This window comes from Pseudomonas sp. K2I15 (assembly GCF_002204795.1).
In the GTDB taxonomy this organism is placed as follows: domain Bacteria; phylum Pseudomonadota; class Gammaproteobacteria; order Pseudomonadales; family Pseudomonadaceae; genus Aquipseudomonas.
Window position 1 is genome coordinate 73,307 of record NZ_NIXO01000014.1, and the last position, 11,954, is coordinate 85,260.

General features: G+C 60.3%; 9 protein-coding genes. 3 read left to right on the forward strand and 6 right to left on the reverse strand.

Annotated features, from left to right (window positions below):
• Positions 1–272 precede the first annotated feature (272 nt).
• The gene (locus tag CEC48_RS11550; protein WP_088423848.1) at positions 273–1,268 is read right to left on the reverse strand and encodes a FecR family protein; all 996 of its coding nucleotides are present in this window, start codon (positions 1,266–1,268) and stop codon (positions 273–275) included.
• Between the two features lie 152 nt (positions 1,269–1,420).
• Between CEC48_RS11550 and CEC48_RS11555 the strand changes: the two genes are divergently transcribed.
• Positions 1,421–1,690 carry a PepSY domain-containing protein gene (locus tag CEC48_RS11555; RefSeq protein WP_088423849.1) on the forward strand — a complete coding sequence of 90 codons (270 nt, stop codon included), beginning with the start codon at positions 1,421–1,423 and terminating at the stop codon, positions 1,688–1,690.
• Between the two features lie 56 nt (positions 1,691–1,746).
• Here the strand turns inward: CEC48_RS11555 and CEC48_RS11560 are convergent, their stop codons facing one another.
• Positions 1,747–6,846: a dermonecrotic toxin domain-containing protein gene (locus tag CEC48_RS11560; RefSeq protein ID WP_088423850.1), complete on the reverse strand. Its 5,100-nt coding sequence runs from the start codon at positions 6,844–6,846 to the stop codon at positions 1,747–1,749.
• Between the two features lie 170 nt (positions 6,847–7,016).
• On the opposite strand from CEC48_RS11560, the gene CEC48_RS11565 reads away from it, so the two are divergent.
• Entirely contained in the window at positions 7,017–8,054 is a 1,038-nt protein-coding gene (locus CEC48_RS11565; protein ID WP_088423851.1) for an Ldh family oxidoreductase, read from the forward strand.
• A 39-nt stretch (positions 8,055–8,093) separates the two neighbouring features.
• Here the strand turns inward: CEC48_RS11565 and CEC48_RS11570 are convergent, their stop codons facing one another.
• Positions 8,094–8,414 carry a YqjD family protein gene (locus CEC48_RS11570; protein ID WP_003217958.1) on the reverse strand — a complete coding sequence of 107 codons (321 nt, stop codon included), beginning with the start codon at positions 8,412–8,414 and terminating at the stop codon, positions 8,094–8,096.
• A 176-nt stretch (positions 8,415–8,590) separates the two neighbouring features.
• On the opposite strand from CEC48_RS11570, the gene CEC48_RS11575 reads away from it, so the two are divergent.
• A complete protein-coding gene (locus CEC48_RS11575; RefSeq protein ID WP_088423852.1) occupies positions 8,591–8,842 on the forward strand; it encodes a hypothetical protein in 252 nt (83 codons plus the stop codon).
• 70 nt (positions 8,843–8,912) lie between these two features.
• Here the strand turns inward: CEC48_RS11575 and CEC48_RS11580 are convergent, their stop codons facing one another.
• From CEC48_RS11580 to CEC48_RS11590, 3 genes are all read right to left on the reverse strand, one after another.
• The gene (locus tag CEC48_RS11580) at positions 8,913–10,046 is read right to left on the reverse strand and encodes a lactonase family protein (RefSeq protein ID WP_088423853.1); all 1,134 of its coding nucleotides are present in this window, start codon (positions 10,044–10,046) and stop codon (positions 8,913–8,915) included.
• Between the two features lie 131 nt (positions 10,047–10,177).
• A complete protein-coding gene (locus tag CEC48_RS11585) occupies positions 10,178–11,134 on the reverse strand; it encodes a 2-hydroxyacid dehydrogenase (protein WP_088423854.1) in 957 nt (318 codons plus the stop codon).
• 32 nt (positions 11,135–11,166) lie between these two features.
• Complete coding sequence (locus CEC48_RS11590; RefSeq protein WP_088423855.1) at positions 11,167–11,925, reverse strand: SDR family oxidoreductase; 759 nt, start codon at positions 11,923–11,925, stop codon at positions 11,167–11,169.
• Positions 11,926–11,954: the final 29 nt, after the last annotated feature.

Consider the following 11,954-nt stretch of genomic DNA (forward strand, 5'->3'; position numbering starts at 1 on the left):
AGAGAGCAGGAGCTGTGCCGCTTTTGATTTTATGAAGGGATTCAACGTGTTATGAGCGCGGGAAAAACAAGGCAGGCGGGATGTGTTTCAAAACTGAGACGACAGGCCCGCGTTCAGCCCGCCCGCCACGTGTCTCACGGATGAAACACTGCGCGCCATAAACCCGGCAGTCCGCAGCCGGCTGTCAGCTCAGCCGGTGCAAGTGTTTCAAAAGTGGACGGTTACAGACAGGCGATGACCTTGGGAGAGGGCGCACGCCCTCCCACCGCAGGTCAGATTTTCGGGGTTTTACGCGGAATGGAGTTGAGCACGGAGTTGCCGTCCTGGTTCTGGGTCAGGTAGACCGGCAGGACCTTGGGCAAGGAGGGAACGAGGTTGGACACTTCGTTGATGTTGTAGATGCCGCCAATGCGAATCGTACCGGTGCCGGTGTCAGCCAGCATCACCGGTTTGCTCAGGTAGCGGTTGATCAGCGGCAACGCGTCGGCCAGGGCCAGGTTGTCGAGGATCAGCTTGCCGTCCCGCCAGGCCAGGGCCGTGTCGCCGGGGGCAATCGACTGGGCCTGGGGGATGGCGTCGCCACGGTTGTAGCTGGCCTGCATCCCGGGAGACAGCCGCAAGCCGCTGTGGGCGTCGTCACTGGAGACCAGCACCGAGCCTTGCAGCAGCATGACCCGCACATGGTCTTCGTATTTCCAGACGTTGAACTGAGTACCGGTCACCCGAACCTGACCATCTCCGGCATGGACGATAAAGGGGTGTTGCGGGTCATGGCTGACCTTGAAAAACGCTTCGCCCTTTTTCAGGGTAACCCGGCGTTGGTCCTTGTAATTGCTGTAGACCAACTCGGTGCCCAGGTTCAGCTCCACTTGGCTGCCATCGTCGAGGGTGACCTGGCGCAGGGCGTTTTGGGCTTCGTAATGTTTGTACGAGCTGGGCAGCCAACCGGCTTCCCAACCCGTGAACGCCGCCAGTGGCAACGCCACCAGGCATATCGCCGCCGCTACCGCGTAGTTGCTTAAACGGCTGCGCGGCTGCAGCCGCACCACGACCGGGGCCGGCTCGTTGCGGGGCAGATGGTCGGCAACGTCCCAGATTTCCAGCATGGCCGCGTATTCGAAGGCATGCAGAGGATGCGCGTCGTGCCACTGCTCGAAAGCCTGACGCTCGGCGGTTGTGCAATCGCCCGCATGCATGCGCATGCACCAGTGCGCAGCGGCATCGGTGATGGCGTCATATTCGGCTTCTGAAAGGGACTTATCTGTCATTAACTCATCCTGATTTCGCACATTCTAACCTCCACAGCAGGATGGCGAGAACAGCCATCATGGCGAATGCACATCAATTGGAACTAATTCTCGTCTGGGCGGCCCTAAAAAATCAGGACACGTAACATTCTTTCCCTCAATGGAGCACGAAAATGCTTAAGAAAACCTTAGTCGCCATCGTTGCAACTTCTGCCTTGCTCAGTGCCGGCGCCGCGTTGGCAGACAAGCCGGGCGCTGGCTGGATCACCATCGAAAAAGCCATCGAGACCGCCAAGACCAAGGCTGGCTACATCGAGATCTACAAGATCGAAGCCGACAATGACGGCTATTGGGAAGGGGAAGGGCGCAAGTCCGACGGCATCGTTTATGAGTTCCGCATTGACGGCGCGTCGGGCAACGTATTGCGTGACCAGAAAGACTGAATAGCGGGTTGAGCGAAGCGTGCGCAGGCTGATTCAGGCCTGCGCAGGCCAACCCGTCAGGGTGACGGGGGCGCTACCAACGGCACCGGATCCAGCTGACGCCCCAGTGTGGTGATCAACAGTGTCAACGAGTCGGCGTTATCAATCTGGGTGTGGAACCGCCGCATCAGGTCGGTTTTGAAAATCCCTCGCGCGTCGCTCAGGTCCACGCCGCCTGTGGTATCGAGAATGTGCTCCACGATGTAGTCCTCTTCCGGGGCTGCCCCAAGATCCAGCCCTGTCGCGTCCGTGGATTTGAACAGTTGCCCGATGGGGGTGCGCACTGAGTAGGTATTTTCCTGGATGTCTTGCAACCAGGCCTTCAGATCCCGTCCTTCCTGGGTCTGTACTTCAACCAGATCGGAAAAAGGCGATGCGGAATTGATATACGCCGCGTCGACGGTTTTGCGCACGATATGCGTCAGTTCATGAATCAGCGTGGTGGCGCGCGCATGGATTTCCTTGTCGAAATAACTGATCAGGCGGCCCTCGAACGAGGCGGTGGGCGGATCAAAGAAGTTGTCGGTGAGGTAGATGCGCCGATACGGATCGTTATCCATGATAAACGCCCAATGAATGTGAGGGTCGGCAATGTGCGAGCCGGAGACGAAGCGCTTGGAGTTGAGTGAGTAGAGCGACGGCTCCAGCGCTTCATCGAGGAGGCTGGTGACGACTTCCATGAGTTTGCTGGAGAGCTCTGGGGGCAAGGTGCCCGGGCCCGTGATGGGGTCCGCCGGAATCCCAAAGAAGCGGTTGATGAAACGATGAACCCGCGTCACAGGTGCGTATTTGGCATCCAGCAGCTTCAGGTTCTGCTGACAGTTGTGCAGGTAAAACGTGGCCAGGTCCAGCGCATCCACAATCGCCTCGGCCCGGCGTGGAGAGACGCGGCGAATCTCGGCCATGCCGCGGGCCTCGACGTTCATCACCCGGCGCACTGCCACGTTGATCTCGCGACGGTCGAGCAGGGCGCTAAAACCAGGACCGTGGCGGCGCACCATGGGACGGTTTTCGACGGTCCATTTACGCTCGTTATCCAAGCGCATCTGCGGCCCCTTGGACCGGGCACTGAAAAGTCGCCAGTGCCCGCCGGCCGGTTCTGCGCGGTAAACCTTGCCCTCACAAGCAAGGTAATGGCGGTTGTCTTTCGACGTGTAGACCCCGGAACTGGCGGCGCTCAGTTGGTCCAGGCTGGTGTCGCCGGCTTCGTACGATTGCAGCCGGGTGCGTGCCTGCGCGGTGACGTCGATGTCTTGCCATGTGTTGGCCGTGGGTGTCGGCGCAGGACTTGCACTGGGTGAATCTTCCATCAACTCGCGCAATGAGGCCATTTGCGCTACACCGCCAATAAACGTCTCCAGTGCGTGGCGCCAGCGATGTTGCTGCAAGTCTTCGGCAGAGGTCTTGAACAGTGTGTAGCTCTGCCAGATCACCAGAGGGATCATCAGCCTGCCCGGCAGCAACCCCTGCGCTTGTTGCAGGCCACGGGTAAACAGGGCCTTGAGGGTGTCCCAGGCAGACCGGCCATTGGGATTGCCTTGCTGTTCGAGCAGGTGCGCGATCAACGCAATGTTGTCCAGGTACAACTGTTTGAGCGCCTGGCCGGTGATCGGGTTGGTCGTCAACGTGATCTCGGTGGTTTGCCCGATGGTGCTGGCCCAGAGGTTTTTATAGGTGGCTTGCGCGGTGGTTGGCAGACGGCCGAGCACCCAGTCCTGCAACAAGCCGGGCACGTTCAGCCTGCGCAAAAAATCCGCCTCATTTTCGAACTCCTGGAACAGGTGGTGTGGGCCGTAGGGTGCATACATCACCAGCGGGGACTTTTCGGCGGTGTTGATCAAATAGATGCCTAACGCCTTGAGGGTGCTGGCACCTGCCGTGGCGATCAACTCCAGCGGGCGGATGCTGGCCGTGGCGCCCTTGACGGCTGCGCGGGCAATCGCATCCGGCATGTCGAGCACCTGCTCGATCAAGCTCAAGCCGGTCGGCGACAGCTGCTCTTGTAGCTTCAGGGCGTGGGCGTGTTGCAACAATTGCCAGGGCAGTTGCTGGATAAACCGCTGCTCGCGTTCCAGGGCGCCCGGCTTGCCGGGCGTGAGCTTCTCGGCCACAGAGGCCTTTTGGTCCTGTGCGAGGTTCAGACGGGCGAGGATCTGGCGGACCACAGCAGGCGTCAGGCCAACGGCTGTGGACTCAACGTCGAAGCTCGCGGCCTGCTGTGTGACGTGATTCAGGGCGTAGTCCACCAGGTTCTGGCGCTGGCCGGCCAGCACCAGCTTGGGGAGGATGTAGACGTGCTCCGGGTGCACCTTATACTCCGTCAACAGTTCGTCGAGCTTGTCGTGAAGGTACTTCGTCAGTGGGGGGAAATCGTCGAGGTAATCCTTGTCGTCCTTGAGGCTATGGCGGTATTGCTCAAGGATTTCGACATGACGCCGCTGCTGGCGGACCGATGCCATCCCCAGCCAGGCGGGTAATGACTGTTGCGCCAGGAGCGTCTGGGCGATTTTCGCGGTGTGCTCAAGATCGTTGGCCGGCAAGGTTTTTTCCAGTTCTTCAAACCGTTCCAGCAAGGTGTCGCCGGGTAGCTTGAGCGTCAGGCAGTGGGCCCGTTGTGCGGTGTAATGATCAATCCAGGACTGCTGGCGATGTTGTGCAACCGCGCCATTGATCTGCATGAAATGGCCGAGCGGGCAGGGCAGGTGCGGTTTGAGGTAGCGCGGGTCGAGATTCTCCAGCAGGCGCATGCGCCGGTCCGGGTCGGCGAGGCGTCGTTCCAGCTCCAATTGCAGCTGGCTCACATTGGGGAAACTCTCCAGTCCTCGGGCTGGCGTCCATAACAGCGCCCGCCCTGAGTGCGACGGGTCCAGGCCGCCGCGTTCGGTGAGCATCAGGCAATGGGCCAACGGTACCCTCTGCGCCAGGCCTTGGGGTTCGACGGTCAACGCGTAGGCATCCGGGATGAAACCCTCCAGCGCCTGGCGCTTGCGCCGGTCGGGCCGTTGAAGATCCAGCACCGATTGCACGATGGCTTCGTCGCGGGCGTCCAGGCTGTTGTTAAGGCGCCTGAGCCTGGCTTCTCCCTGGATCGCGATCGACATGGCATGGGCCATGGGTACCTTGAGGTTTTCCAGGTACTCGCGGGGCGTATTGGCGATGTCGTGGTTATGGAATTTGATCTGGGTGGCATCGAGAATCGTGTTGGCGTGCGGTATGTCCAGGTTGCCGAGTTTTTCGACACGACTGCTGTCACGCGTTTGGTACAGGCCGTAGTCGGGGGTTTGAGGAATCGGGCCCACGCCTTGGGTCAGGCGCCCGGCGAAGTAACTGCTCAGGCTTTGGCTTTCCAGGGGCGGCGCCGTTTCTGTGTCCCTTGCAGTGCTGGCGTATCGATTGACGTAGATAGCCTGTGGGTCGAGGCCACGCAGGCCCCGGCGATTGAACTCGGCGGCCAGTGACTGGTTAATGATGTTCGCCAGGGTTGGCTGTGCACGAATCTGCTCGACCAGCAGTTGCTGGATGCTCACCATCTGTTTTTGTAACAGGGCAGCGCGCTCTGCGGTCAGTGAAACCGGTCGGGTCGGGTCGGCCAATACCGAATGGGGCGTCCAGCGCCCGGCGCTGTCCAGCCCCGGAAGTCGGCTATCGATCATGTAGCGCACGTCCAGCGCATGATCCACCAGGGCTGCGGGCTCGATGCCGGCGCGCGTGCGGCGGTACAGGTCGAGGGCGTAGCCAAGGTTGCGCTGTTGCTTGCTGATGATGTCGTCGACCACGTGCTCAAACAGGTTGCCGGTGATGGGTTTGCCCGAAAACTGCAGCGCCTTGAAACCCACAAACAGCGCCCGCTCCTCCAAGGACATCAGGTTGTAGAGGTCGTTTTCGTACCCGGGCGCCTTGACCATCGCCTTGAGCGCATCCATCAGGTCGTCCTGGCTTCCGAGCACCTGCAACCCCTTGTCCGGGTTGTAGAGAAAGGTCTGCGAGTTGCCGATCATCAAGGTACTGGCTAATTCGACGACGTTGGCCGAGTGTTCCCAGATCAGCACCTTTTCAAAGCGCAGTGCATGGCCATCGTGCTCGGCCTGGCTGCTTTCGGACGGGTACAGGGCAGCCAATGCCAGGCTCTGTTCGGGGCTGATGATGGAACGTTGTCGCTTGAGCAGGATGTCCAGTCGCGCGTTGGCGGCCATGGCCTGGGCGAACCAGGCCCGACGCGAAACCCTTGGCAGCATCTCGCTGTTCCAGAACGTCTCCAGCGCACTTTGCAGGAACGGGATCAGGTGGCCGGCGGCCTGCACCATGGCGTTTTCCCAGTGCTGGGTGTCGCGGGACTGGCGTTGCGGATCCTTGGGGTCAGGTGGCCGCTTGGGATGGAGAAACTCCCGGGTTTGCCCGGCAGGCCAGGCTTGCTCGCGGTAGAACAACAGCACGGCGTCTGTGACTGGCAGCGAATCAAGCCAACGCGGTACAGGGTGCCCGGCGGGCTGCCTGGCGAAAAAACTGACGTGGGCTTCGCTGGGGTCGATGCCTGGGAACCGCCGTCGGCAGACGCTGCCGAGCAGTTGCGAAAGCAGGGTGTGCAGCGCCGGTAGCTGCTTCAGCTCATCCAGCAGCGCCTGGCGGTTTTTGGCCTGGTAGAAATTCAGGGTTTTTTCCTGCTCGCCAAATACGTCACCGAGCATGTTTGCAAGGGTCAACACCAGCGTGCTATCGAGTACCTGTGATGCCTGTTGCTTCAAGGGCAGGAAGTGCAGCAATTGTGTGGCTTGGCCCTGGCTTTTCAGGCGCTCGGCCAGGGTTGTCAGTACCTGGGCCGGGTTATCGAACTTTTCCAGGCCGCCATACGGGGTGTAGAGGAAAGTGTGGGGGTATGCGCTGGTTGAACTCATCACAAAGCTGCCAGCCAGCTCGACGGCGTCCGCGGCTTCTTTATTCAGCAAGATACGCTGTGCAATCATCGGCGGCGACTGTTGCCGGCGCCCTGCGTCATTGGCAAAGAACACTTTGCCGAGAAACTCGATGTCCTTGCTGTCGATGTTCAGTCGACGCTCACGGTCCAGCGCCCTCCAGCCCACACGCATGGCTTCGGGAAAAAAATAGGGTTTCTGGCTCATCATCCTGGTCCTTGGGGAAGTACGGGCTGACCCTACCCGCAGGCTGGCGCCCCAATGCGCTAGATATGTCTGCTGCTCCCTGTCGACAGCCACGGTGCAAACCCTGTCTAATCGGCAGACCGATTCGTCGTACGCTGTTGCCCTTTCCAATAATTAAACGGGAGCTTCAGATGTCTGCATCGCCTTTGGATGTCGAGTCTTCATCAGAGCGACTCAGTTATGCGCAATTGACCGATTTGCTGCGCCAGGTATTCATGCGCCACGGCACGTCGGCCGAAGTCGCCCAGGTGCTGGCCGAGAACTGCGCCAGCGCCGAGCGCGACGGCGCCCACAGTCACGGTGTGTTTCGCATTCCCGGTTACGTCTCCACGCTGGCCAGTGGCTGGGTCGACGGCAAGGCCGTGCCGGTGGTCGAGGATGTCGCCAGTGGCTTCATTCGCGTCGATGCCGCCAATGGTTTCGCCCAGCCCGCACTGCAAGCCGCCCGCCGGTTGTTGGTAGAGAAGGCCCGAAGCGCCGGGATCGCCTTGCTGGCGATTCATAATTCCCACCATTTCGCAGCCCTTTGGCCGGACGTCGAGCCCTTCGCCGAAGAAGGCCTGGTGGCCTTGAGCGTGGTCAACAGCATGACCTGCGTAGTGCCCCACGGCGCCGACCGCCCGCTGTTCGGCACCAACCCCATTGCCTTTGCTGCGCCCCGCGCCGATGGCCTGCCGATCGTATTCGACCTGGCCACCAGCGCCATCGCCCACGGTGACGTGCAGATTGCCGCGCGCAAGGGCGAACGGCTGCCGCCCGGCATGGGCGTCGACAGCCTCGGCCAGCCAACCCAGGACCCCAAGGCGATCCTCGAAGGCGGCGCGCTGCTGCCGTTTGGCGGGCACAAGGGCTCAGCCCTGTCGATGATGGTCGAACTGCTGGCCGCGGCCCTCACCGGTGGCAATTTCTCGTTCGAGTTCAACTGGTCCGATCACCCTGGCGCCCGCACGCCATGGACTGGCCAATTGCTGATCGTGATCGACCCGAGCAAGACCGCCGGGCAGAGCTTCGCCGAGCGCAGCCAGGAGCTGGTGCGGCAGATGCATGCGGCAGGGCTGCGGCGTTTGCCGGGGGATCGACGCCATCGCACAAGGGCGAAGGCACTGGCAGGCGGGATTGAGCTTGATTCGCAGGAGCTGAGCCGATTGCGGGTGCTGGCCCAGGCGTGAAGCGCGCTGCGCCCGGGGAGGGCGCAGGCGTTTTTCAGGTCAGTTGCGGCGACCCAGCAACAGGCCGACCACCAGGCCAAACCCGGCGGAAATCGCCACGGTCTGCCATGGATGGCCACCGATGTAGGTTTCGGTGGCATCCACCACCGGCTTGCTGCGCTCACGCACGTTGGACACCGAGTCCAATGCCTGCTTCAGCTTGATGGCGACCTGTTCACGCAGGGTTTCACCTTCTTCTCCCACCAGTGAAGCGCTGCTTTTGAGCAGCTTGTCCGATTCTTCGATCAGCGCGGTCAGCTCACTGAAGGCTTGATCCTTGATTTGGTCTTCGACGGCTTGGGCGGCAGATTTTCGGGCCATTGGGTTAACTCCTTGCTAGTGAATGTGGCAATGAATGCGCTCGATGAAGAATGGAGTGTTTGAAGCTGGCAAAAGTTGCAGGTTTTTTTCCTGCTGTCAGCTTAGGTGAAATCCAGGCCAAGAAATTTCGACCTACAGTGTAAGATGTCACCTATTTGTGCAGCAGGTAATTCAACATGAGCTTCAATCTGGCCAACAAGCCCCTTGCCGAGCGCGCCGCGCTGGAAGATGAAAAGTCCCGTCTCTACGACCTGTGGCAAAGCAACCTGGGCAAGGCCAAGGGCGAGGCTGCCCGCCTGTTTGGCGAGCGCGCCAAGCGCAAGGGCAAATGGTCCGAATGGGTACGTGCAGAGCTGGACGGCATGTCGCCGCCGGAGTTCTCGAACATGGTGCGCAGTGAAGTCAATCGCCTGATGGCGGCGAAATAAAACAGGCTTCGATCGCCTTATGCACCCAGCGCTGCAACGGATCGAGTTGTGTCCTCCCTCTGCCCGAAGATTACTCCGCCGACGTTTGCAGTACCTCAATCCATAACGCGCCTTTGCCCGAAGCCGCTTCACCGGCACGTTTCAAGGCGCCGTTGCTGCTGACGGCATAAGTGCCGACTTTTTCGCTTTTCTCGCCTGTCACGAGCAACCAGCGCCCATTGGGTGAAAAAGCGATATTGCGTGGCTGCTGCTCTTGCACCGGGTAGTTCTCGAGAAAATTCAAAGCGCCTGTTGAAGGGTTAACCGCGAATGCCGAAACCGAGCTGCTGGTGCGCTCGCTCATCAACAGTAGCTTGCCATCGGGCGAGATCCGCAGGTCCGCCGCCCATATACGGGGGGTGGGGTCGTCCTTCAAGTCGTTGTTACGTGCGTCGCGCACTTCGCCGTGAGCCAGTTTCAAACGCTCGGGAATACCATTGGCAACGGCAATCTGAGTCAACGCGCCGGTGCTTTCATTGATTGAAAACGCGGTGACCGTGCCGCTCATTTCACCGACCACGTACAGGTATTTTCCGTTCAGGGAAAAGGCCAGGTGCCGAGGCCCTGTATGTTCCGGGACACTGACGTAGCCGAGGCCTATGGGGGTGAGCGCGCCGGTTTTGGCATCAAGGCGATATTGCAGCACCCGGTCTGCGCCAAGATTGCCTACATAGGCAAAACGGTTGCTCGGATCGGTACGAACCGAATGTGCATGCGGACCTGTCTTGTAGCTAAGGATGCTGGCAGAAGGCTGATAGGCCTTGTCGATGGCCTGAACACTCACGGTGTCGGCACCGTAGGATGCACCGAGCAGATAGTGGCCTTTTCTATCGGTAGATAGGTAAGCCATGCTTTCTGCCAGCGGTGCTTTGGACTGCGCAGTCAGATGTCCGCTCTTGGGATCTATGCTGTAGCCCAGCACCTGGAAGGGCTTGACCCGCAAGGCGGCAAACAACACTTTGCCGTCAGGCGAGATGGCCATCGGGTTGACCTGATCACCGGCGTTGACCTGTTCAACAAGGCGCAGTTCGCCGTTGTTCTGGTCAAGGCGATACTGGGAAATCAGGCCGTCTCCCGGGCTCGAGATATAGGCAAAAGTGGCAGCATTGGCTTGCAGGCTGAGGCCGTAGGCAACGGCAGCGGCCATGAGGAGGGTTTTTCTCACAGGTCATACCTTATTTTTATAGTAGTGGTCAGTCATCCTATGACTTCTCTTGGGCGACATCAATCGCTGTTTTTCTGAGGTTGGAAAGAGACGTCGTGGCTCAGGCGCAATGTCTCCCCGGTTGCCAACGTTCAATCAGTCACAGACCCCTGCGGTATTCTCCCGGCGAAACTGTCCACCAGACTCGCCACCACCATCTCTCCCATTCGCGTGCGTGTCTGTACCGTCGCACTCGCGCGATGGGGCTGCAACACCACGTTCTCGTTACCAAACAGTGCCTCGGGTACGTTCGGTTCATCCACAAACACATCCAGCGCCGCCCCCGCGATCCCACCGGAAGCAAGCGCTGCCATCAGGTCGACCTCGTTGACCAGCTTGCCGCGCGCCACGTTGATCAGATACCCGTTCTTGCCCAGTGCTTGCAGAACCCCGGCATCGATGATGGCCTCAGCCTTGTCAGCGGCGGCGGCGAGAATCAGTGCGTCACTGTTGCTGGCCAGTTGCTTCAGATCGGCGATAAAAGTGTGGTTCACATCGCTCATCGGCTGCAGGTCGGTGTAACTGATCGGGCAGCCGAACGCTTCGGCCCGGGTCGCCACTGCACGGCCTACCCGGCCCATGCCGACGATCCCGATGCGCATGCCCGACACCTGACGTGCCAGCGGCAAAGGGGCCAACGGTGTCGGGCTTTGGGGCCATTGGCCAGAACGTACGTAACGATCACTGGTGCACAGGCCCCGGCACACGGTGATCAACAAACCGATGGCCAGGTCGGCGACATCCTCGGTCAGTGCGCCAATGGTCGCGGTCACGCGTATCCCGCGATCCCTGGCGTAAGCCAGGTCTACCGCGTCGGTGCCGACGCCATTGACCGCCACCACTTCCAGTTTGGGTAATTGCGCCATCAGCGCCTGGCTGATGCCGGTATGACCACCGGTGATCACGCCGCGAATGTTCGCGCCGTGTTCCTGCAAGTAAGCCTGCTTGTCGGCCTGTTGGAAGTAACGTCTGATGGTAAATAGCTCATCGAGCCGCGCGTTGATTTCAGGGATCAGAATCGGGCTGAGCTGCAAGACTTCTGGCTTCATGTAAACCTCGCGTAATGGAATAAAAGGCCGGTTTAACCGCGACCGGCAAACGGCATGGCACTGGCCATGACGGTCATGTTCAGGACGTTCGCCTCCAGTGGCAGGCCGGCGATGTAGCGCACGGCATCGGCCACATGCTTGACGTCCACCATCGGCTCCACGGCGATGGTGCCGTTGGCCTGGCGCACGCCTTTGGTCATGCGCACCGACATTTCGGTCAGGGCGTTGCCAATGTCGATCTGGCTGCAGGCGATATTGAATTCGCGCCCGTCCAGGGCCAGGGATTTGGTCAGCCCCAGCACCGCATGTTTGCTGGCGGTGTATGCGCTGCTGAAGGGGCGTGGGGTATGCGCCGAGATCGAACCGTTATTAATGATGCGTCCACCTTGTGGCTGTTGCCGGCGCATCAGCCCGAAGGCGCCGCGTGCGCAGAGGTAAACGCCGTTGAGGTTGGTGTCGATCACGTTTCGCCACTGCTCGAAGGTCAGTTCATCCAGCGGCACGGCTGGGGCATTGACCCCGGCGTTGTTGAACACCACGTCGAGGCGTCCGTATACCTCGGTGATGGTGGAAAACAGCGCATCGACACTGGCTGGATCGCGCACATCAGTGGGCACCGCCAGCGCTTGGTGTCCTTCGTTGAGTGCCAATTCGACCAAGGCCTGCAACGGCTCCGGCCGACGTCCGGCCAATACCAGGGTGAATCCGTCGGCCATCAGAGCCAGCGCCACGGCGCGGCCGATTCCGCTGCCGGCGCCGGTGACCAGGGCCACTTTCAAAGGTTTGGACATGTTGTTATCTCCTCTTTCAATTCACGAGT

Bases quoted from the DNA above. Each gene is read 5' to 3' on its own strand.
- CEC48_RS11550 (WP_088423848.1), bottom strand. From the start codon at position 1,268: ATGACAGATAAGTCCCTTTCAGAAGCCGAATATGACGCCATCACCGAT.
- CEC48_RS11555 (WP_088423849.1), top strand. From the start codon at position 1,421: ATGCTTAAGAAAACCTTAGTCGCCATCGTTGCAACTTCTGCCTTGCTC.
- CEC48_RS11560 (WP_088423850.1), bottom strand. From the start codon at position 6,846: ATGAGCCAGAAACCCTATTTTTTTCCCGAAGCCATGCGTGTGGGCTGG.
- CEC48_RS11565 (WP_088423851.1), top strand. From the start codon at position 7,017: ATGTCTGCATCGCCTTTGGATGTCGAGTCTTCATCAGAGCGACTCAGT.
- CEC48_RS11570 (WP_003217958.1), bottom strand. From the start codon at position 8,414: ATGGCCCGAAAATCTGCCGCCCAAGCCGTCGAAGACCAAATCAAGGAT.
- CEC48_RS11575 (WP_088423852.1), top strand. From the start codon at position 8,591: ATGAGCTTCAATCTGGCCAACAAGCCCCTTGCCGAGCGCGCCGCGCTG.
- CEC48_RS11585 (WP_088423854.1), bottom strand. From the start codon at position 11,134: ATGAAGCCAGAAGTCTTGCAGCTCAGCCCGATTCTGATCCCTGAAATC.
- CEC48_RS11590 (WP_088423855.1), bottom strand. From the start codon at position 11,925: ATGTCCAAACCTTTGAAAGTGGCCCTGGTCACCGGCGCCGGCAGCGGA.